Raw genomic sequence first — 20594 nt, forward strand, 5'->3', positions numbered from 1 at the left:
GCGACTGCAACGGGCCGCAGATGCGTATTGGTGCGGAAGAATGGTACTATCCCGGCTTTACCGACCCGGAACAGTGCCATGCAGATAAAAGGATTTCCTGCTCCCTATTCAAAAGGATCCTGCCTTTGGCTCTGCTGCGCACTGCCTGCGCTGCTGGTGCTGCTTAGCGGGCAGATGGCATACGCCGCCGATCATGCTGCTGACAATCGCGCTAACCGCATTGTCAGCGGCATCCTCAGTTTTACCCGCTGGCCGCCTCCGGTGCAGGTTCCGCAGCTCTGTATCCTGGCCTCCGCCCGCCATCTTACGCTTTCATCAGCCGACGCACCGCCTGCCACGCCGTTCAGCGTCGTGCGCGCTGACAGCACCGGCAGACTCTCCGCGCTGCATTGTGATGCAGTTTATTTCGGCACGGAAACCCCGGCTCAGCAGCACGCGGCTCTGGCAGCAATGTCTGATAAAGCAGTGCTTAGCATGGCGGAAAATAACCCTGACTGCGCAACCGGCGCCACTTTCTGTATGATTTTTGGTGAGGAACGTACCCGTTTTTCGGTGAATCTCGATTCACTGGCACGCAGCGGCGTCAAAGTCAGTCCCGATGTGCTGATGCTGTCGCGTAAAGAGAACCAATAAGATGAAATTTTTACTGAGAAAACGTCAGGGTTCATCACTGCGCGGTCGCCTGCGCCGCATCAGCACCATAAATGCAGCGGTGATCCTGCTGCTGTGCTGGCTGCTGATGACCTCGACCTCTCTCTACTTTATTAAACGTTACGAAAACCGCAATCTGGCACTGACGGCAACCACGCTGAGCACCAGTCTTACCGCGGCAACGGTGTTTGAAGATAGCTATGATGCGCACAGTAAGATTGCCATGCTGGGTGATGAAGGCATGTTTGCGTCAGCGCAGCTGGTCACCGCCAGCCATACTGTACTGGTTGACTGGGTCAACCGCCGCGAGCACAGCGGCTTCTATGAAAAACAGCTGCGGCAGTGGATCTACGCCAGTCCGGTCACCGTGGATATACAGCACGCGGGTACCCGGGCCGGCAGCCTGACGCTGGCCGGAACGGTGAATGGCGCCAGCGAGTTTATCCACTACTCCATCCTGATCCTGACCTGCGGCATGCTATGCGTGCTGGTGATCTCTTTTATGCTGAGCGAGTTTCTCCATCGCGGCATTCTGCTCTCCATGCGCACTATCACGCGCGCCATTCACTATGTGATCCGCACCGGTGATTTTACCCAGCGCGTGCCGCCTGAGCCGATCAATGAGTTTCAGCTGCTCTCCAGCGATCTGAACGCGCTGCTGAGTGAGATGCAGACGCTGAAAGCATCGCTGCTGCGTGATAACCGTTCGCTGGCAGAAAAAGCGCTGACGGATCCGCTTACGGGTCTGGCGAACCGTTCTGCTTTTGTGGCGCGGCTGGCGCAATTGCTCGATCGTCCGTTAACGCCGCCGCGCTTTGCCTTGCTGTTTCTGGATGGTGACCGCTTTAAATGCATTAACGACAGCTGGGGACACGCTGCCGGGGATGAAGTGCTGAAAGCCACCGCTGAACGCCTGGCTGGCCTGATCTCAGAGGGCGATCTGGTCGCACGCATGGGGGGCGATGAGTTCGCAATGGTCCTGACCAGCCGCACCACCCCTGCCCGGCTGCAGGAACTTCGGGATGCCATACAGCACGCGGTGCGCCAGCCTATCGCGCTCAGCGAAGACCGCACTATTACCACCTCGGTCACCATCGGCTATGCCTGGGCGCAGTCTGGCGACAGCGTGGCCTCACTGCTGGAGCGGGCAGATTTGCATATGTATAAAAACAAAAAATTGAATAAGGATCGGCTGTGAAAATCTATGATTGCCTGATGGCGCTGATACTCACCTGCGCGGGCTGCCAGTCCGGCGGGTTTACCCGTGCCCAGGTTGCGGCGCTGCAGCAGGAGGGGTTCAGTCAGAACAGCGAAGGCTGGGGGCTGGGGTTACCCAACCGTATTCTGTTTGGCATTAATGAGTCAGAACTTACCGCAGCCAGTAAACAGCGCATCGCCTCCACGGCCGGCACGCTGGCAGCTACCGGTATTACGCATCTGCGCATTGATGGTCATACCGATAACTACGGTGAAGCGGGTTATAATCAGCAGCTTTCACTCAGGCGGGCTGATGCTGTCGCACAGCAGTGGGCCGCCAGCAGCGGCGTCCCGCGCGCGAATATTGTGACGCGCGGGCTGGGCATGCGGGTACCGGTTGCCAGCAACAGTACCTCGCAGGGACGGGCGCAGAACCGCCGCGTCGCTATTGTGATCACGGCGCCGTAGCGTGGCCGCCGCGCTCCAGCGCATAGAAATAGAGCCGGTCGCGGGCAAGGTTTTTCATTTTGACTTCGCACATGATATCGAACTGGTCAAACGAGAGCGCCCAGTCATTTAGCGTCTGATTGAAGAAGTAATCAGAATGCGCGCGCAGCTTCATTTTAGAAGCCGCCAGCGCGTTCTGATCGGGGAAACCGTGATCGGGGATCAACCCTTCCTGCGCAATTGAGTAGTGCAGCACCGGGCGGACGCCGCGCCAGGAGTCGATGATGTGTGCGATCCGGCTATCATCAGGCTTGATAAAGGCATTCTCTTTTACCCAGTGGTGGTGAATATCCAGTACTACCGCACAAAGCTCTCGCGCCTGCAGCACATCATCCAGCGCGCAGGAAACCTCATCATTCTCCACCGTCAGCATATTACGCGCCTCAGGGCTGAGCCGCATAAACGCGTCGCGAAAACCGGCAAAGCCATTTTTACCGTTCATATGGATATTGATTTTGAAATCCTGAAAATGCTGGCCATAACCCATCAGGACGGCGCACATGGCGTGATATTCGACATCCTCAATTGCGCGTTCCACTACGCCCTCATTATCCGACGCCAGCACCGTATATTGCCCGGGGTGAAACGAGAGACGGACATTGCTGGCCCGCGCCAGTTCGCCGCAGCGGGCAAACAGCGGTGCCAGTTCCGACATCGCCTCGCGATAAATCGGCGTCGCCTGCGGTACGGTATAGAGCGGCAGCACATCGCTGCCGATACGCATCATGCGCAGCGCATCGGGTAGCGTAGCCAGCTGCCCGATCATCGCGTAAAGGTTGGTGAGATTGGTGCGGGCCAGCCCAATCAGCAGCGTGGCGGCGGCCTCACCCTCCATGCCCAGAAAGCGGGTGCGGGTGGTGCTTTTGAATGGAAAAGGCTGCTTCGCCTCATGATCGAAATACTTACACGCAAAACCCAGTTTCATAAAATTCCCCTTAACAGCAGCTAGTGAGTCTAGCTCTCTGACAGGAATGCGCGAGGCAGACGGGAAAGAAAACGGGCAGCCGCGTTGTCGCTGCTGCCCGTGGCGTTACATCTCAGGGAAGGTCAGATTACTGCCCGGTGCTTCACGATGCAGATGGATAAAGTTCAGGTGACGCTCATAGTGATCGAGAATATCGATAATCACCTGCTCCTTGTTGTAGTCCATCAAATCGTTGCCCTGGCTTCCTTCCAGTAAAAAGGTCTCCAGCCGGTAGTAGTGCGATTTACCGCTGCGGGCGCGGTAGGTAAAGCCGGGAATTGAATATTGCTGTGGCCAGACCTGATACATAAAGCTCTGCTCTTCACCCAGATCAACGCGCAGTTCAAGGTGCCCCAGCGCCTGCCCCTCTTCAGCCGGCATTTTCTCCAGCATTACGTGCGCCCCGCGCAGCTCCAGCTCTTTCGCCACATCTTCCATCGCCGGATAGATAACCGTTTCCATCATCCGCTGCGTATAGCGCGTACCCGGATAGTTCATCAGGCGTGACAGCCGCTTCTTCCAGCTCAGGCGATCGCTGCTTGAGGGAATATAGGGCGCGGTTTCACGCACGGCACTGGCCCGGCGATGATCTTCCACCTTCAGCGATTTCCACAGGCCGGCCATCACAAAGAAGATCACAAAGCTAAACGGCAGCCCCATGATGACCGTGGTGTTCTGGAGTGCAGAAATCCCGTTGGTCATCAGCATGCCCATGGTCAGCACCCCAATCGCAATTGACCAGAAGATGCGCAGCCAGTTAGGCGCATCGCTGTTGATATCCTTGAGCTTTGAAGTGAAGTTGCCCAGTACCAGTGAACCGGAATCTGCTGAGGTAACGTAGAACAGCATCCCGGTAATGGTGGCAACGGACGCGCTGAGTTTAAACGCCGGATATTGCGCCAGCAGACTGTAGAAACCGCGTTCGGCATGCGCCATCACTTCCTGCGCAAAGCCGGCATCGCCGTGAATAATCTCATACAGCGAGGCGTTACCGAATACAGAGAGCCACAGCAGCGTAAACGTAAAGGGAATGATCAGCGTGCCGAGCACAAACTGGCGAATGGTGCGGCCGCGTGAGATACGCGCCAGGAACAGGCCAACAAACGGCGACCAGGCGACCCACCATGCCCAGAAAAACAGCGTCCAGCTGTTCATCCACTGGGTCGGACGATCGAACGCAAAGGTATTCAGCGTCATCCCCATAAAGCGGTTGATATAGTCGCCAACGTTCAGCACCAGCGCGTTCAGCAGGAAGTCTGTTTTGCCCATAAACAGCACAAACAGGATCAGGCCGAGCGCCAGCGCCACGTTCAGCTCAGACAGAATCCGGATGCCCTTATCAACGCCCGATGTCACGGAGATAGTCGCAATAATCACTGACAGGACAATCAGCGCCATCTGCGCGGTCAGTCCTTCAGGAACGTCAAACAGCACCTTAAGGCCGTAATTCAGCTGCACCACGCCGATACCCAGCGTTGTGGCGATACCAAATATGGTGCCAATGACCGCGGCGATATCCACGGTATGCCCAATCGGCCCATTGATGCGTTTACCAAAAATCGGATAGAGCGCAGAGCGAATCGTGAGCGGCAGGTTATAGCGGTAGCTGAAGTAGCCGAGCGCAATCCCCATCAATGCGTACATTGACCAGCCGGTCAGCCCGTAGTGAAACAGCGTCCAGACCATCGCCTGACGCGCAGCCTCCATGGTTTGTCCGGCGCCCTCCGGCGGCTGCATATATTGTGATACCGGCTCCGCAACAGAGAAAAACATTAAGTCGATGCCAATACCGGCGGCAAACAGCATCGCCGACCAGCTCAGCAGGCTGAACTCCGGTTTAGACTGCTCCGGCCCGAGCTTAATTGCGCCATAGCGCGAGCAGGCCATATAGACCACAAAGACGATATAGAGCGTGGCAGCCAGCATGTAATACCAGCCAAACGTGGTTGAGACCCAGTTTACCGCTGTCTGGATCCAGGCGGCCGCAAGGTCGCTGTAGAGAATGGTGACAAGTGAAAATGTCAGAATCAGTCCGGCTGAGGTGAAGAACACCACGGGATTAATTCTGTCTTTTTCACTGGCAGGTGGATTAATCATCGATAACCTCTGGTTAATTTCCTGTAATTACTCAAAAATTTTATATGATCAGTGTGGCTGACCTTGTAGTTGTACTCCCTGCTTTTCCTCCATTAGTTGAGAACGGTGATAAATCGCTATCAGCGTAGCGTACCGTCTGGCTTTGTAACAAACGAAGCACACCATCCTAACAACTTTCTTTTTTATATTGAACGTGCAATCAAAAAAAGTTTTAATAGGGTCTCAATTTGAGGTGGAGCGGTAGTGATGCCAAAGGTAGGAATGCAGCCGATACGTCGCCGGCAGCTGATTGATGCGACGCTGGATACCATTAATGACGTAGGCATAAACTACGCCACCATTGCGCAGATCGCCCGACGGGCTGGCGTCTCCACCGGCATCATCAGTCATTATTTCAAAGACAAAAATGGCCTGCTGGAAGCCACTATGCGCGACGTCACGCGTCAGCTGCGCGAAGCGGTTGCCATGCGGCTTAAGCCGCTGGCAGGCGCCAGCACTGAAGCACGCCTGCTGGCCATTGTGGAAGGTAACTTTGATGATACCCAGCTCCATAGCGCTGCCATGAAAGCGTGGCTCGACTTCTGGGCAAGCAGCATGCATCAGCCGCAGCTGGGCCGGTTAGAGCGGGTCAGCAGTCGTCGTCTGTTCTCCAGCCTGGCCGCCGAATTTCGCCGCGAAATGCCACGTGAGCAGGCCCGCCTGGCAGCTTACGGTCTGGCTTCTATGATTGATGGCTTGTGGCTGCGTGCCGCATTAAGCGGCAAGCCTTTTGATTTAGCCATTGCCAGAACGCTTACCACCCAATTCATTCGTCAGCAACTGGCTGGCTCACCGAATCACTGAGGAAGGAGAACCCATGTCCCGATTCACCGAACAGCACCTTTACATTGATGGCAAATTTGTCCCTTCAGCAGCGGGCAATACCTTCCAGAGTATCAACCCTGCGAATGGGGGCGTGCTGGCAGATATCCATGAAGCTGAGCGCGCGGATGTTGATCGCGCCGTCGAAGCGGCAAAAAAAGGCCAGAAAATCTGGGCTGCGATGACGGCGATGGAGCGTTCACGCATTTTACGGCGTGCGGTGGAGATCCTGCGCGAACGTAACGATGAACTGGCGGAGCTGGAAACGCTGGACACCGGTAAACCTTTCAGCGAAACCCAGGCGGTGGATATTGTCACCGGTGCAGATGTGCTGGAGTACTATGCCGGTCTGATCCCTTCACTGGAGGGTCAGCAGATCCCGCTGCGCGACACCTCTTTTGTCTATACCCGCCGCGAACCGCTGGGCGTGGTGGCCGGGATCGGCGCATGGAACTACCCCATCCAGATCGCGCTGTGGAAATCGGCGCCGGCGCTGGCAGCAGGCAACGCCATGATTTTTAAACCCAGCGAAGTTACCCCGCTAACAGCGCTGAAGCTGGCTGAGATTTACACTGCTGCCGGCGTGCCGGATGGTGTTTTCAACGTCCTGAACGGGCGTGGCGCGGTGACCGGCCAGCTGCTGACCGACCATCCTGGTATCGATAAAGTCTCTTTCACCGGCGGCGTAGCCAGCGGTAAGAAAGTGATGGCAAACGCCGCTGGCTCGACGCTGAAAGATGTCACGATGGAGCTGGGCGGAAAATCTCCGCTGATCATTTTTGAGGATGCCGATCTCGATCTCGCCGCTGACATCGCCATGATGGCGAATTTTTACAGCTCCGGTCAGGTCTGCACCAACGGCACCCGCGTCTTTATTCCTGCTGCAGTAAAAGCGGAATTTGAGGCCAAAATCAGCGAGCGGGTTGCGCGTATCAAAGCAGGCGATCTCACCGATCCGGCCACGAACTTTGGCCCGCTGGTGAGCTTTGCCCATCGTGACAACGTGATGCGCTATATCGAATCGGGCATCAGCGAAGGAGCCACGCTGCTGTGCGGCGGTAAGCGCATGAGCGGCGCTGATTTTGACAAAGGTGCCTGGGTTGAGCCAACCGTCTTTACCGACTGCCGCGACGAGATGACTATCGTGCAGGAAGAAATTTTCGGTCCGGTCATGTCCATTCTTACCTATGAGAGCGAAGAAGAGGTCGTGCGCCGTGCGAATGCCACCGAATATGGTCTGGCTGCGGGCGTGGTCACGCAGGACCTTAATCGTGCACACCGCGTTATTCACCAGATTGAAGCCGGTATTTGCTGGATTAATACCTGGGGCGAATCCGCAGCTGAAATGCCGGTTGGCGGCTACAAGCACTCCGGGATCGGGCGTGAGAACGGCGTGATGACGCTGCAGAATTATACGCAGGTTAAATCGGTGCAGATCGAAATGACCCGTTTTCAGTCAGTATTTTAATTAGGCTTACCTGAGGAGCGACTAATGGAATTTGATTACGTCATTATCGGAGCCGGATCCGCAGGAAACGTACTGGCTACCCGTCTGACCGAAGACAGCAATGTCAATGTACTGCTGCTGGAAGCGGGCGGTCCCGATTACCGCTTTGACTTCCGTACCCAGATGCCCGCGGCCCTGGCTTACCCGCTGCAGGGCAAGCGCTACAACTGGGCGTATGAGACCGAGCCGGAACCCTATATGAATAACCGCCGCATGGAGTGCGGGCGCGGTAAAGGACTGGGCGGCTCTTCGCTGATCAACGGCATGTGCTATATCCGCGGCAACGCGATGGATCTCGACAACTGGGCCAAAGCGCCCGGTCTGGAGCAGTGGAGCTATCTTGACTGCCTGCCCTACTATCGCAAGTCAGAAACGCGCGATATTGGCGCAAATGATTATCACGGCGGCGAAGGTCCGGTCAGCATCACCACCTGTAAGCCGGACAACAACGTCCTGTTTGCGGCGATGATTGAAGCAGGCGTACAGGCGGGTTATCCGCGTACCGACGATCTGAACGGTTATCAGCAGGAAGGCTTTGGCCCGATGGACCGCTTTGTTACGCCAAAGGGCCGTCGTTCCAGCACGGCGCGCGGCTATCTTGATACTGCGAAAAAGCGTCCGAACCTGAAGATCATTACCCATGCGACCACCGATCGCATTCTGTTTGACGGCACGCGCGCGACCGGCGTCGAGTACCTTGAAGGCGGCAGCAATGCGCCGAAAACGGTCTATGCACGGCGTGAGGTACTGCTGTGCGCTGGCGCCATCGCCTCGCCGCAGATCCTCCAGCGTTCAGGTGTGGGTCCGGCAGAGCTGCTGCAGCAGTTTGATATTCCGGTCGTGCACGACCTGCCTGGCGTGGGTGAGAATCTGCAGGATCACCTGGAAATGTATCTGCAGTATGAGTGCAAAGAGCCGGTTTCGCTCTACCCGGCGCTGAAGTGGTGGAACCAGCCGAAAATTGGCGCCGAATGGCTGTTTAACGGTACCGGCGTGGGAGCCAGCAACCAGTTTGAAGGCGGCGGCTTTATTCGCAGCCGGGAAGAGTTTGACTGGCCTAACATCCAGTATCACTTCCTGCCGGTTGCCATTAACTACAACGGCTCTAACGCGGTTGAAGCGCACGGATTCCAGTGCCATGTTGGCTCTATGCGCTCGCCAAGCCGGGGTCACGTGCGGATTAAATCACGCGATCCACGCCGTCATCCGGCCATTCTGTTCAATTACATGTCACATGAACAGGACTGGCAGGAGTTTCGCGATGCGATCCGCATTACGCGTCAAATCATCAACCAGCCGGCGCTGGATAACTATCGCGGTCGCGAAATCAGTCCGGGTATCGACTGCCAGACCGATGAGCAGCTGGATGAGTTTGTGCGTAACCACGGTGAAACGGCTTACCACCCTTGCGGCACCTGTAAAATGGGCAGCGATGAGATGGCCGTGGTCGATGGTGAAGGCCGCGTGCATGGCCTGCAGGGTCTGCGCGTGGTCGATGCTTCTATCATGCCGCTGATCATCACCGGGAACCTGAATGCGACAACCATTATGATTGGCGAGAAGATTGCAGATAACATTCGCGGTCGCGATCCGCTGCCACGCAGCACCGCCGACTACTATGTTGCCGGCGAGCGCCCGGTGCGCGGTGAGCCTGTGCGGGCATAATCTCCTGTCTTTCTGCAGGGCAGCGTAAAGCTGCCCTGCCTCATGTGCTCCTCACACCGTTGTAAAACAAGCCTGATATGACTGCCTGATTAAACGGCCTGCACTATGGCTTAACAAGGTAGTTGATCAACTAACAGTATGTTGTAATTACAGAGGCGCATCAGCCTCACTCTCTGCGCCCGTTGCCGTCAGAAAACGCTGCAGGATGGCGTTATTACGCTGCCCCTGTCGGGTCACAATCGCGATTTCGCTGCTGAAGCACAGCCGGGCAGGCGCAATCGCACGCATCTGCTCCAGCTCACACCAGCGTGCTGCATAGTGATCGGGCAGAAAGCCGATATAGCGTCCGGTCAGGATCAGAAAAGCAATCCCTTCCCGGTCAGAGGCCGTGGCCGTGCAGTTAAGTGACTGATGCAGCGCAGCGGCTTCCGCACTCAGACGGTAACCCGGTGCTATCGCCTCATGGCGAGCCAGCACCGACAGATCCGTTTCATGCGCCTGGCTGAAAAGCGGATGCGTGCTGCTGCAGTAAAGGCAGGAGATCTCTTCATAAAGCGGGGTATAAGCCAGGCCCGACACCGGCGCGGTATAGGGTAGCGCGCCCACGTGCAGGCGACCGTCGAGCAGGCCCTGTTCAATATCAGCGGCCGTGAGCATACTGATATTAATGCGGACGTCGGCCCCCTGTTCGCGTAATGCTTCCAGCGCCTGAGTAATCTGCATTCGCGGCTGCGTCACCAGATTATTGATAATGCCGATGTTCAGCTCGCCGCGCAGCTGTTTATGCATCTGGTTGATCTGCTGGCGGAAGTCCTCGACGGCCACCATCAGGCTGGCGCTGAGACGCAGGATCTCACGGCCCTCATCCGTCAGGGCAAATCCCGCCCTTCCGCGCTGACAGAGCCGCATCCCGAGACGCTTTTCCAGATCGCTCATATGCAGGCTGATTGCCGAGCGGGTAATGCCCAGCCTGCTTTCGGCGGCCGTAAAGCTGCCGCATTCGCTGACGGTTTTAAACAGCCGCAGCAGGCGCAGATCGAAATCAGTAACCTGCGCCAGCGTTTTAGGTTTCATTCAGGTGAGTTTTCCGCTGACTAAACTTAAGTTAATTAGCATTTAACTTAACCGATGCCTGATTGCAAACTCTGGCTATACACTCTGGAGAAACTGCTATGTCTGAACGTATTGATACCGCATCCCTGAACCTGCAGTCGCACTGGATGCCCTCCAGCGCCAACCGTAATTTCCAGCGCGACCCGCGCTTTATCGTGGCCGCGGAAGGACGCTGGCTGACCGATGATAAAGGGCGGCGCATTTATGACAGTTTGTCAGGACTGTGGACCTGCGGCGCAGGCCATACGCGCAGTGAGATCCAGCAGGCGGTCAGCCGGCAGCTCGGGGTACTGGATTACTCCCCCGGTTTTCAGTATGGCCATCCGCTCTCATTTCAGCTGGCAGAACGTCTTGCGCAGCACATGCCGGGCGATCTCAATCATATCTTTTTTACCGGTTCCGGATCTGAAGCCGCAGACACCGCGGTTAAAATGGCGCGCGGCTACTGGCGGGCCAAAGGTCAGCCGGCCAAAACGAAACTGATTGGCCGCGCCCGCGGTTATCACGGGGTGAATATTGCCGGTACCAGCCTCGGCGGCATTGGCGGTAACCGCAAAATGTTTGGGCAGTTTATGGATGTGGATCACCTGCCGCATACGCTGCAAAACGATCTCGCCTTTACACCGGGCCAGGCTGAAACCGGCGGCGAGGCGCTGGCGAATGAGATGCTGAAGCTGATTGAGCTGCACGATGCGTCAAACATCGCCGCGCTGATTGTTGAGCCGCTTTCCGGCTCCGCCGGCGCCATTATTCCGCCGCGGGGCTATCTGCAGCGCCTGCGTGAGATCTGTACGCAGCACAATATCCTGCTGATTTTTGATGAAGTGATCACCGGCTTTGGCCGCATGGGACGCTGGACCGGCGCAGAGTATTTTGGTGTGACGCCGGATCTGCTCAACTTTGCCAAGCAGATCACCAACGGGGCCATTCCGCTGGGAGGCGTGGCGGCCAGCAGCGAAATCTACCACACCTATATGTCACAGCCGCTGCCAGAGCATGCGGTGGAGTTTGCCCACGGCTATACCTACTCGGCGCATCCGGTCGCCTGCGCAGCGGCCATCGCGACGCTGGACCTGCTGGAAAAGGAGTCGCTGATCGCGCAGTCGGCTGAGCTGGCTCCGGTATTTGAACAGCAGCTGCACGCGCTGCGCGGCTGTCCGCACGTGGCAGACATTCGCAACTGCGGGCTGGTCGGCGCGATTCAGCTGGCACCCCGCGAGGGCGATGCCACACTGCGGCCTTTTGAGGCGGGTATGCTGTTATGGAAGGCGGGATTCTATGTCCGCTTTGGCGGCGATACGCTGCAGTTTGGTCCGATGTTTGCTGCTCAGCCTGACGAACTCGACAGGCTGTTTAATGCGGTAAGTGATGCACTGCATCGTGTGGCTTAAGCGGTTACGTCAGCGCTTTCGCCTGCCGCAGCCGGTAATAGAGCAGCGACAGTAATATCAGCAGGCAGCCGAGCATCTGCCGTGCTGACATCGCCTCGCCATACCAGAGCGCCGCCGCCAGTACCGTCAGCAGCGGCTCTAAAATCATAATCAGTGCGGCATTCGCGGCGCTGGTCATGCTCTGCCCTTTCAGCTGCAGCCAGAAGCGCAGGCTGGTTGCCAGCAGCGCGCTGGCCGCCAGCCAGCTCCACGATGCCAGCGTAACCTCCTGCGGCCAGCTTTCAGTAAACAGCGACAGTACGCCTGCCACTGCGCCCGTGCAGGCGAGCTGTACCGTAGCCAGCGGACAGACGGGAACCGTAGCGGCAAAGCGGGTAGTGAAACAGAAGTAGACCGCCTGAATCAGCGCGGCGCCCAGAAACAGCAGCTGACTCAGTTCAAAATGCAGATCCTGCCTGAGCGTCAGCAGAGCCAGTCCTGCTATGCCCACCGGCAGAGAGAGCCAGAACGCGCGTGCCGGGCGACTGCGCAGTATGAGCCAGGCGAAAAGCGGCACAAACAGCATGGAGAGGCTCATGATAAATGCCCCCTCACCCAGCGAACGCGTGGTGGCAACGGCATAGATCCACAGCAGCATATAAGCAGACTGCAGCAGACCACTCATCAGAACCGGCCTGATATTCCGCAGCGTATGGCGCAGTTCGGCGGCGCGGCAGAGCAGCAGCAGTATCGCGCTGGCAGAGAGAAAGCGCAGCGCGACAAATGCCAGTGCGGGAATACCGGCTATCGCCTCACGCGAGCAGATCCAGCCAAACGCCGCAATGAGCGTAGTGCTCACCAGCAGGGCATCAGCCTGACGTTGTTTGGTTATCATTTATCTCTCCGCAGCGTGCGTGGTCACTATCAGCTCTGGGCGCTTACCAGCCGGACGGCAAAACCAAAGAACAGCATACCGGTCAGCATGTTGGCAAATTTAACCAGCCGCGTGCGGCTGCGCAAAAAGCGGACCATTACCGCGCCCGCCACCAGCAGCACGGAATAGTAGCTGAAGCTGATCAGCTGGATCAGCGCACCCAGCGTGGCGAATGCCGGTGCGGTATGCGTGACTTTCGGGTCGATAAACTGAATAAAGAAAGAGACGTAAAACAGGATAGCTTTAGGGTTAGTCACCCCCAGCAGTACCGCACGCAGAAAGTAGTTTTCCGCTTTGACCGGTTCAGCAGGCTGCGTGTCCGCGCGCTGGCGCAGCGCGCCCATAATAATTTTGATACCCAGATAGAGTAAAAACATCGCCCCCAGATAACGCACCATCATAAAAATATGCGGGCTGGTGCGTATCAGCGTGGCCACCCCCGCCCAGGCGAGAAAGATCAGGATCAGATCGCCTGCCATGACACCCGCAATCGCTTTAGAAGCCGCTTTGATGCCGCGCCCCATGCCGGTGCGTAAAACATACAGACTGTTCGGGCCAGGTAACAGAATAATCACCAGCGCACCTGCCAGAAATGTCCATAAATCGATAATGCCTAAATCTTGCAACATCAGTGCCATAGCTCCATTCGCCGCGCGTTATTTACACGACGTAATCATAGTATTTATACAGGGTTTACCAGACGACAACGCGCAGCTGCCGCGCGCTATGGTAGCAGGTATTCCATACAAATCGCACGCCTGCAGCGCGCTGTTTCACGGTTTGAAGAAGAGAGCAGACGTTAATGGCGGAAACGGAGGGTAAACCGGACGGGGCGTCCCTGCCCCGGTTTTTACACTTTGCTTTCAGGCAGTACGGTTAACCGCGGCTGATACTTTCGGTGAAACAGCGGATACGCGATGCTGGTGACAACCAGACTGATAATCCATGAGATATCCACACCGGGGATCAGTTTTGCATACGGACCGGAAAAAAACGCATTTTCAATAAAGGGGATCTGTACCAGAATGCCGGCAAAATAGACCAGCAGTGCCTGCAGATTAAGCCGCCCGTAGCGTCCTCCGTCGGCCTGAAATATAGCGTCCACATCGTAGTGCTGTTTGTTGACGTAGTAGAAATCGAGCAGGTTAATCACAATCCACGGGATCAGTACGGCAATCAGCGCCAGGATAAGGTTGATGAAAAAAACCACAAAGTTCTGCGACGCCGCCAGGGCAATCAAAATGCTGCCTGTCAGCACCAGGGCCGACACCACCAGCCGTACTGCCGCCCCCGGCGTCCAGTGCGGACGAAAGGTTTGCACAGCCGTTATCAGCGACAGCACCGCACCATACAGATTCATCGAGTTATGGCAGATGATATTTACCAGAAACAGGATCATCAGCAGCGGTCCCAGCCAGCCAGTGGCGTGACGTACTGCCACCATGGCGTCATCCGCAGGAGCAATACTCACGGCCATCATGCCAAAGACAAATGCCAGAATCGTCCCGCCACAGGCGCCGAGATAAGTGGCCCAGAAAGGACGGGCGATACCCACATCTGCGGGCAAATAGCGCGAATAATCTGAGGTGTACGGTGAAAAGCTGATTTGCCACACGGCCCCAATGCAAAAGGTGCCGAACCACCCTGCTGCACTCATCGAGCCGCGCTGCCAGAAATCTGCCGGTAGCGGCTGCGATAACATCAGCGTCAGTCCAAGCAGCAGGGCTGCTCCCATAATCCATGCGCCAACTTTATTGATCCGGTGGATAAAGCGGTAGCCTATCACGCCGATCGCTGTTGCCAGCACGGCACCTAAAATCGTTGCGCTGGCTACCGGCAGTACCGGAATAACATTGTTAATTACCCGGCCAGAAAGCGAAATGTTGGAAATAAAAAAGCCAAGATAGATAACGGTGGTGAAGCTGATCACCAGCAGCGAGCCATAGCGCCCGAACTGCGCGCGACTCTGCACCATCTGCGGAATGCCGGTTTTAGGTCCCTGCGCTGAGGTCAGCGCAAGAAAAATGCCACCAAACAGATGACCGGCGACAATCGCAGAGAGCGCTGAAATCACATTGAGATGAAACGTTTCGGTTGCGATCGCCCCGCTGACCACCGCCAGCGGAGCAATATTGGTGCAGAACCAGAGCGTGAACAGGCTGTGCGGCTTGCCGTGTCGCTCAGACACCGGCACATAATCCACCGACTTGTTCTCGATAAACTGCCCCTGACGTGATGATTTTTCCACCTTACCCTCCGGTTGAGATGCAGAATTATTATGTGTTGCAGATACATCACTGGCGTTTAAATGCCATAGCCATCCCGACGATGTGCGTCTCGTCTTCTCTCAGGAGAAACTGCTGGCGGTAAGACGCCTGATACTTAACGATCCGGCGGGCAATGGTGTGGATGGCCAGCGCCGGAAGGGGAATTAACGCATGATAAAAGGATCGTCGATGGGTTCATCGCTGGTACGCAGCCAGACGGTTTTGGTTGTGGTGTACTCCAGCGCTGCGTCAACGCCGCCTTCGCGCCCAAAACCTGACTTGCCGTAGCCACCGAAGGGGGCCAGCGGTGAGACAACCCGATAGGTGTTCAGCCAGACCACGCCGCTGCGCAGCTGGCGTGTAATACGGTGTGCCCGCGTCAGATTTTGCGTAAAGACGCCTGCAGCAAGGCCATATTCAGTGCCGTTTGCCAGCCGCAGCGCCTCCGCCTCACCGCTAAAGGTCAGCACTGAGAGCACCGGACCAAACAGCTCCTGCACGACACTCTCTGCTTCCGGCACGCTGCTGCAATCAAGGATCGTAGGCGGATAATAAAAACCGGGCTGGCTGACCGGCTCATGCCCGATAATCAGCTGTGCGCCCTGCTCCAGCGAACGGCTGACAACCTGCTCGATATTCTGTTTCTGACGCAGTGTGCAGAGCGGGCCAAACTGAGTATCAGTCTGCTGCGGGCAGCCAATGACAATGTCGCGCACTTTACTCACCAGCTTGTCAATAAACGCCTCTTTAACACTGGCCTCTACCAGAAGACGCGAGCCCGCGACGCAGCTCTGACCCGACGCTGAGAAGATCGCCGCCACCTGAGCGTTAGCCGCACTCTCCAGATCGGCATCGGCAAAAACGATGAACGGGGACTTGCCCCCCAGCTCCAGTGAGGTGCTGGCGAGATTCTCCGCGCTGCCGCGAATAATATGGCGCGCCGTTTCTGCTCCGCCGGTGAAGGCGATATGATCGATAAGCGGATGCGCAGTGAGCCGTGCCCCGCACTGCTCAGCAAATCCGGTGATAACGTTAATCACGCCGGGCGGAAAGCCCGCTTCATCAATCAGCTCTGCCAGCGCCAGAAGAGGAGCCGGTGCCACCTCTGCTGCCTTCACCACCAGCGTACAGCCAGCGGCAATCGCCGGGCCGATTTTAACCGCAGAGAGAAATAGCTGACTGTTCCAGGGAATGATTGCCGCGACCACACCCACCGGTTCGCGTCTGACCCACGTTTCCATATCGGGCTTGTCGATACTGAGCGTAGCCCCCTCCATTTTGTCAGCCAGCCCCGCGTAATAGCGGTAATACTCTGCGACGTAGGCAATCTGCGCCTGCGTTTCACGAATAATTTTGCCGGTATCCAGCGTTTCAATACGCGCCAGCCGCGCCGCATCCCGCTCAATCAGATCGGCCAGCCGCAGCAGCAGTTTACCGCGCGCGCTGGCGGTAAGACCGCGCCACGCCTCTGACGTAAACGCGCGGGCAGCCGCCTCCACCGCGTGGTCAGTCTCCTGCTGCTCTGCGCCGGCGATCGTGGCCCAGGGTTCTGCTGTCGCCGGATTAAGGGATGTGAACGAGGCAGCGCCGGTTACAAACTGCCCGTCAATGTAGAGTTTAAACGCGTCCATCTCTCTCTCCGCTTAGTGGAATTCCGGAACGACCTGTTCAATAAAGCGCATCAGTGAGGCCTTTTTGCGTTCAAAGGTCATCCCGCTGTCGAGCCACAGCGCATATTCGTCATAGCCCAGTGCTTCATAATTTTTCAGCCGTGCGATCACTTCGTCCGCCGTACCGATAGCCAGGTTCTGGCGCATTTTTTCTGCGCTGTAATACGTGTTAGCGGCCATCTCTTCCTCACTCAGTGGGGCAATAAGCCCCTGCGTCACTGGTCGCTCGTTTTTAAACCAGGCGCCGAAATAGTGGTAAAAGCGGTTCAGCTCCTCTGCTGCCTGCTGTGCATCCGCCTCATCCGCCGCCACGAAACCGTGCTGCAGTAACATGATTTTCAGCGGTTGCTCCGGGGCGTATTCCCGACACGCCTCTTTAAACGTGGTGATCAGCCGGACAATCTCCTCGTCCCCCTGATGCAGCGGCGTGCACTGCACGTTACAACCCTGTTTAACGGCAAACTCATGGCTGTTGGGATCGCGGGCAGCAACCCAGATGGGGGGATGCGGCTGCTGTTTGGGTAACGGCGATGATGTGGTGGAAGGAAACTGCCAGAACTCGCCCTGATGAGTATAATCACCGCGCCAGAGCGCTTTTACTGCCGGGACCAGTTCCCGCATGCGCTGACCGGCCCCCCAGGCATCAAGCCCTGGCAGCAGACGCTCATACTCATACGCGTAGGCCCCGCGCGCAATACCCAACTCCAGCCGTCCGTTAGTGATGATATCGGTCATTGCCGCCTCACCGGCAAGGCGAATCGGATGGGTAAACGGCGCAATAATGGTGCCGGTGCCGAGCCGCACATGCTGTGTGCGGTGCGCAATATCCACCAGATTGATAAAAGGATTAGGGGCAATGGTAAAATTCATACCATGGTGTTCACCGGTCCAGATGGCGTGCAGACCACCGCGGTCGGCGATTTCACACAGCGTCATCATCTCTTCGTAGAGCTTATCCTGTGCATCATCAGCTGAGACGCGCTCCATATGCAGAAACAGAGAAAGCTTCATACCACCTCCTGATGGGCTGGCGTAACGAACTGGCGCACAGAGCCTTGCGCTTCATCACCGTAATAAAGGCCATAATTACCCGCCGCGTATTCACGCATATAGCGCCCCAGCAGCGCCTGCAGCGCACTGTCGGCGACCGGCATGGTGGCCAGATCCTGCAGATCCCGCCACTCTCCCTGGTCCACAACGGGCAGCGTACTGCCCGTGGGCTGCGCACATAAGAAGACAATATGCTGCTGCTTTTTCTGCCTGTCTTCCCACATGGAATAGATAAAACCCGGACTGGCAGCAATCTGCAGCGTACTGAACACCTGCGTCAGCGTTTCATCAACACTGCGACCGCGCATGGTTTGTGCCGGCAGACTGTACCCTTCTGACTGCCGGACCAGCAGCACCTGACCGGCAGATTCGATAAGCGCACTCACCACGACATCCGGCCCGCTAATCAGCGACTCCGCCTGCTGGTAAGGTGTGAAATAGGCGCCACGATAGTAGCCCAGACCCGCAGTGCCGCTGGAAGCGAATTGCAGCACATTACCGATCAGGATCGCGTGGTCGCCCGCGTCAATCACCTGATGCAGCGAACACTCAAACCAGGCCGAACTCTCATCAATCAGGGGTGTACCCTGCTCTCCGCGTCGCCAGCTGACGCGCGCAAAGCGATCGGCAATTTTCTGCGCAAACACGTTCGACGTCTCTTTCTGCTGTTCTGCCAGAATATTGACGGCAAAATGGCGGCACTGCGTAAAGTGCTCAAAGTTAGCCGACCGTTTGTCGATGCTCACCAGCAGCAGCGCCGGGTCCAGTGATACCGAGGAAAAAGAGTTAGCGGTAAAACCAATTGGCTCACCATTCGCATCGTGGGTCGTGACTACGGTTACGCCCGTCATAAAGGCACCAAAGGCGTCACGCAACTGTCTGCGTTTATCTGCGTCCATAAGTTACTCCTGAATAGGCTCTTGTGACGTGACGTGGGCTGCAACCGGCTCGAGGAAAGAGAGCATCTCCCGTGTTACCCGTTCAGCATCGGTCAGATTCAACATGTGTCTGGCGTTATCGATAACCACCGCCTCACCGTAAGGCGCGGCGCTGGCCATCTGTCGGGTCATGTCCGGGCTGGAGTTGGCGTCGAGTTCCCCCGTCATTACCAGCACCGGACAGCGCATCTCTGCCCAGCGATCGGCATACAGCGAGTCGCCCTCAGCGAAAGCCTGATAGGCACGCGCATAGCCTGCCGGGCTGACCTGCTGCAGCCACTCACCGACTTTGTGTCGCAGCGGCTGCTCCTGAGGGGTAGCGCTGAACCAGCGCTCCAGTGGCGCATCCAGCTGTACGTTGCCGCTTGCCAGCTCGTGAGCGCGCTGCAGTACCGCCGCCCGGGCAGCAGCTGAGCGCCTGAATACGCCGCTCATCACGATTGCCCGGCTGACATAGTGCGGATAATCAATCGCCAGTCCGGCGGTAATCAGAGCGCCCATTGAGTGCCCGGCAACAGCGAAGCGTTGTTCTGGCTGGGTGGCGAGAAAGGCCGCCAGCCAGTCGACATAATCGGTCAGCGTCGCATGATGCCCGAAGCCCGTGCTCTCGCCATGTCCGGGCATATCCACTGCGATCACCCGGAAATGGCGGCTCAGTACCGCTATCTGGGGAAACCAGGCTTCAGCATTCATGCCCACGCCGTGAATCAGTACCAGGGGGGTGCCTGTTCCCGCTTCGAGATAGCTGACCTGTGATAACGCCTCAGACAGCCGCTGGATTTTTCTGATCATGGCCAAGCTCTTTAAGATCAAGATAACGGTTACCGATACGGTGATGCGGCCGTCCGCCCAGCGCAGCGCCCAGCGCAATCACGATCTCGTCACTGAATGGCGCATCGTTAATATTGAACTGCATGGTCAGATAGTGTTCGCGCGAGCCCTCATCTTCTGTTCCCATCATCGGAACCAGAATCGGCGTGTTGGCCGGGCCGCGCGTATTATTGAATGCCAGATAGGTTTTGCCCTGCACTGCAGAACGGTAGTGATTACCAAAATGCAGCGTATGAATCAGCGCTGAGGCGTGCTCCAGCTCGCCGTTCAGTCCGGTAACGGCACATTTGCCATAGGCGACCACGCGATCGCCGCCTCCCGCCTCTTTAACGATGAGTCCGGTCAGCAATTCGCCCAATACCGGCGCCATCTCACGGATTTCCGGTGCCAGATCTTCAACAAAACCTCTGCCAGCCCACGGATTTTTGACCACGGCTGCAGCGGCAATCATCACCAGCGGCGTGCCTGCCGCTTTGCCGCCGTCGGTATACAGCGTTTCAGTTGTGACGATGGTTTTACGAATGTCCGGATGCATGTAATCCCCTTTCAAGTTAACGGTTTGTTAATTACTACTGGTGAAAGGGGTATAACATCGGCGCTTTTGGGATGTCAAAAGTTGGTATACCATCATACAGTCATACATTGGTTAGCTGCTTTTTCCGCTTCAGCGTGCGCCAGCTGCGGTTCCGGCCATCTTTTGACTCTCTGTTCAGGTGCATCGCGTCGGATACCAATACTGCTGCCGGAGTGTGACTGGCCTCAAATAACTGATGCAGGCCTGTACGACAGGATAAATTTATGTTGCTGATAAGTAGGGAGTTTCAGGAAAAGGCGTGATGAGAACCGAAAGGCGTCAGCGATCGGTGATAAAAATGTGAGCAATGACAAATTACTGGCGCGACCGCATCAGGATAAACCGCAGCACCGTTTATTACTTTGTTGCTTCAGGCCCTGTTGCCCGCACTACCTGCA

Annotated in this window: 18 protein-coding genes; 7 read left to right on the forward strand and 11 right to left on the reverse strand. The window is 56.8% G+C overall.

What is annotated here, in order from left to right; translation table 11 throughout:
- The first annotated feature begins 78 nt into the window (after nucleotides 1–78).
- Genes BBA90_RS00740 through BBA90_RS00750 form a run of 3 tightly spaced genes read left to right on the forward strand, consistent with a single transcriptional unit; the run spans nucleotide 79 to nucleotide 2316 of the window.
- Nucleotides 79–633, forward strand: a complete 555-nt coding sequence (locus BBA90_RS00740) for a YfiR family protein (protein WP_065647425.1) — start codon at nucleotides 79–81, stop codon at nucleotides 631–633.
- Between the two features lies 1 nt (nucleotide 634).
- On the forward strand, nucleotides 635–1849 hold the full coding sequence (locus tag BBA90_RS00745; RefSeq protein ID WP_065647426.1) for a diguanylate cyclase domain-containing protein: 1215 nt from the start codon (nucleotides 635–637) through the stop codon (nucleotides 1847–1849).
- On the forward strand, nucleotides 1846–2316 hold the full coding sequence (locus tag BBA90_RS00750; RefSeq protein WP_430914160.1) for an OmpA family protein: 471 nt from the start codon (nucleotides 1846–1848) through the stop codon (nucleotides 2314–2316). The genes BBA90_RS00745 and BBA90_RS00750 overlap by 4 nt, the downstream gene beginning before the upstream one ends.
- Here BBA90_RS00750 and BBA90_RS00755 read toward each other — a convergent pair.
- Nucleotides 2303–3280, reverse strand: a complete 978-nt coding sequence (locus BBA90_RS00755; RefSeq protein ID WP_065647427.1) for a UV damage endonuclease UvsE — start codon at nucleotides 3278–3280, stop codon at nucleotides 2303–2305. The genes BBA90_RS00750 and BBA90_RS00755 overlap by 14 nt on opposite strands.
- A gap of 105 nt (nucleotides 3281–3385) precedes the next feature.
- The gene (locus BBA90_RS00760) at nucleotides 3386–5416 is read right to left on the reverse strand and encodes a choline transporter (protein ID WP_065647428.1); all 2031 of its coding nucleotides are present in this window, start codon (nucleotides 5414–5416) and stop codon (nucleotides 3386–3388) included.
- A 246-nt stretch (nucleotides 5417–5662) separates the two neighbouring features.
- On the opposite strand from BBA90_RS00760, the gene betI reads away from it, so the two are divergent.
- The 3 genes from betI to betA are packed head-to-tail and all read left to right on the forward strand — an operon-like array spanning nucleotide 5663 to nucleotide 9449.
- Complete coding sequence (gene betI, locus BBA90_RS00765) at nucleotides 5663–6259, forward strand: transcriptional regulator BetI (RefSeq protein ID WP_065647429.1); 597 nt, start codon at nucleotides 5663–5665, stop codon at nucleotides 6257–6259.
- A gap of 13 nt (nucleotides 6260–6272) precedes the next feature.
- On the forward strand, nucleotides 6273–7745 hold the full coding sequence (gene betB / locus BBA90_RS00770) for a betaine-aldehyde dehydrogenase (RefSeq protein ID WP_065647430.1): 1473 nt from the start codon (nucleotides 6273–6275) through the stop codon (nucleotides 7743–7745).
- Between the two features lie 24 nt (nucleotides 7746–7769).
- The gene (gene betA / locus BBA90_RS00775) at nucleotides 7770–9449 is read left to right on the forward strand and encodes a choline dehydrogenase (RefSeq protein WP_065647431.1); all 1680 of its coding nucleotides are present in this window, start codon (nucleotides 7770–7772) and stop codon (nucleotides 9447–9449) included.
- 147 nt (nucleotides 9450–9596) lie between these two features.
- Here the strand turns inward: betA and BBA90_RS00780 are convergent, their stop codons facing one another.
- On the reverse strand, nucleotides 9597–10523 hold the full coding sequence (locus BBA90_RS00780; protein WP_065647432.1) for a LysR family transcriptional regulator: 927 nt from the start codon (nucleotides 10521–10523) through the stop codon (nucleotides 9597–9599).
- 98 nt (nucleotides 10524–10621) lie between these two features.
- Here BBA90_RS00780 and BBA90_RS00785 point away from each other — a divergent pair, with 98 nt between their 5' ends.
- Nucleotides 10622–11953, forward strand: coding sequence for an aspartate aminotransferase family protein (locus tag BBA90_RS00785; protein ID WP_065647433.1), 1332 nt, complete (start codon nucleotides 10622–10624; stop codon nucleotides 11951–11953).
- A 4-nt stretch (nucleotides 11954–11957) separates the two neighbouring features.
- Here the strand turns inward: BBA90_RS00785 and BBA90_RS00790 are convergent, their stop codons facing one another.
- The 8 genes from BBA90_RS00790 to BBA90_RS00825 all read right to left on the reverse strand — a co-directional run bounded on the left by BBA90_RS00790 (nucleotide 11958) and on the right by BBA90_RS00825 (nucleotide 20157).
- Nucleotides 11958–12824, reverse strand: coding sequence for a DMT family transporter (locus BBA90_RS00790; RefSeq protein WP_065647652.1), 867 nt, complete (start codon nucleotides 12822–12824; stop codon nucleotides 11958–11960).
- Between the two features lie 32 nt (nucleotides 12825–12856).
- On the reverse strand, nucleotides 12857–13495 hold the full coding sequence (leuE, locus tag BBA90_RS00795) for a leucine efflux protein LeuE (protein ID WP_065647653.1): 639 nt from the start codon (nucleotides 13493–13495) through the stop codon (nucleotides 12857–12859).
- 221 nt (nucleotides 13496–13716) lie between these two features.
- Nucleotides 13717–15114, reverse strand: coding sequence for a purine-cytosine permease family protein (locus BBA90_RS00800; RefSeq protein WP_065647434.1), 1398 nt, complete (start codon nucleotides 15112–15114; stop codon nucleotides 13717–13719).
- Nucleotides 15115–15297: 183 nt separating this feature from the next.
- Entirely contained in the window at nucleotides 15298–16764 is a 1467-nt protein-coding gene (locus tag BBA90_RS00805; protein WP_065647435.1) for an aldehyde dehydrogenase, read from the reverse strand.
- Nucleotides 16765–16776: 12 nt separating this feature from the next.
- Complete coding sequence (locus BBA90_RS00810) at nucleotides 16777–17814, reverse strand: LLM class flavin-dependent oxidoreductase (protein ID WP_065647436.1); 1038 nt, start codon at nucleotides 17812–17814, stop codon at nucleotides 16777–16779.
- Nucleotides 17811–18752, reverse strand: coding sequence for a flavin reductase family protein (locus BBA90_RS18980; protein WP_065647437.1), 942 nt, complete (start codon nucleotides 18750–18752; stop codon nucleotides 17811–17813). The genes BBA90_RS00810 and BBA90_RS18980 overlap by 4 nt, the downstream gene beginning before the upstream one ends.
- 3 nt (nucleotides 18753–18755) lie before the next feature.
- On the reverse strand, nucleotides 18756–19583 hold the full coding sequence (locus tag BBA90_RS18985) for an alpha/beta fold hydrolase (RefSeq protein ID WP_065647438.1): 828 nt from the start codon (nucleotides 19581–19583) through the stop codon (nucleotides 18756–18758).
- Complete coding sequence (locus BBA90_RS00825; RefSeq protein WP_065647439.1) at nucleotides 19555–20157, reverse strand: amino acid synthesis family protein; 603 nt, start codon at nucleotides 20155–20157, stop codon at nucleotides 19555–19557. The genes BBA90_RS18985 and BBA90_RS00825 overlap by 29 nt, the downstream gene beginning before the upstream one ends.
- Nucleotides 20158–20594 lie beyond the last annotated feature (437 nt).

Source organism: Pantoea eucrina (assembly GCF_001691555.1).
Taxonomy (GTDB): domain Bacteria; phylum Pseudomonadota; class Gammaproteobacteria; order Enterobacterales; family Enterobacteriaceae; genus Pantoea; species Pantoea borealis.

Coding starts and splice junctions, on each gene's coding strand:
- BBA90_RS00740 (WP_065647425.1), top strand. CDS start 79: ATGCAGATAAAAGGATTTCCTGCTCCCTATTCAAAAGGATCCTGCCTT.
- BBA90_RS00745 (WP_065647426.1), top strand. CDS start 635: ATGAAATTTTTACTGAGAAAACGTCAGGGTTCATCACTGCGCGGTCGC.
- BBA90_RS00755 (WP_065647427.1), bottom strand. CDS start 3,280: ATGAAACTGGGTTTTGCGTGTAAGTATTTCGATCATGAGGCGAAGCAG.
- BBA90_RS00760 (WP_065647428.1), bottom strand. CDS start 5,416: ATGATTAATCCACCTGCCAGTGAAAAAGACAGAATTAATCCCGTGGTG.
- betI (WP_065647429.1), top strand. CDS start 5,663: ATGCCAAAGGTAGGAATGCAGCCGATACGTCGCCGGCAGCTGATTGAT.
- betB (WP_065647430.1), top strand. CDS start 6,273: ATGTCCCGATTCACCGAACAGCACCTTTACATTGATGGCAAATTTGTC.
- betA (WP_065647431.1), top strand. CDS start 7,770: ATGGAATTTGATTACGTCATTATCGGAGCCGGATCCGCAGGAAACGTA.
- BBA90_RS00780 (WP_065647432.1), bottom strand. CDS start 10,523: ATGAAACCTAAAACGCTGGCGCAGGTTACTGATTTCGATCTGCGCCTG.
- BBA90_RS00785 (WP_065647433.1), top strand. CDS start 10,622: ATGTCTGAACGTATTGATACCGCATCCCTGAACCTGCAGTCGCACTGG.
- leuE (WP_065647653.1), bottom strand. CDS start 13,495: ATGTTGCAAGATTTAGGCATTATCGATTTATGGACATTTCTGGCAGGT.
- BBA90_RS00805 (WP_065647435.1), bottom strand. CDS start 16,764: ATGGACGCGTTTAAACTCTACATTGACGGGCAGTTTGTAACCGGCGCT.
- BBA90_RS00810 (WP_065647436.1), bottom strand. CDS start 17,814: ATGAAGCTTTCTCTGTTTCTGCATATGGAGCGCGTCTCAGCTGATGAT.
- BBA90_RS18980 (WP_065647437.1), bottom strand. CDS start 18,752: ATGGACGCAGATAAACGCAGACAGTTGCGTGACGCCTTTGGTGCCTTT.
- BBA90_RS18985 (WP_065647438.1), bottom strand. CDS start 19,583: ATGATCAGAAAAATCCAGCGGCTGTCTGAGGCGTTATCACAGGTCAGC.
- BBA90_RS00825 (WP_065647439.1), bottom strand. CDS start 20,157: ATGCATCCGGACATTCGTAAAACCATCGTCACAACTGAAACGCTGTAT.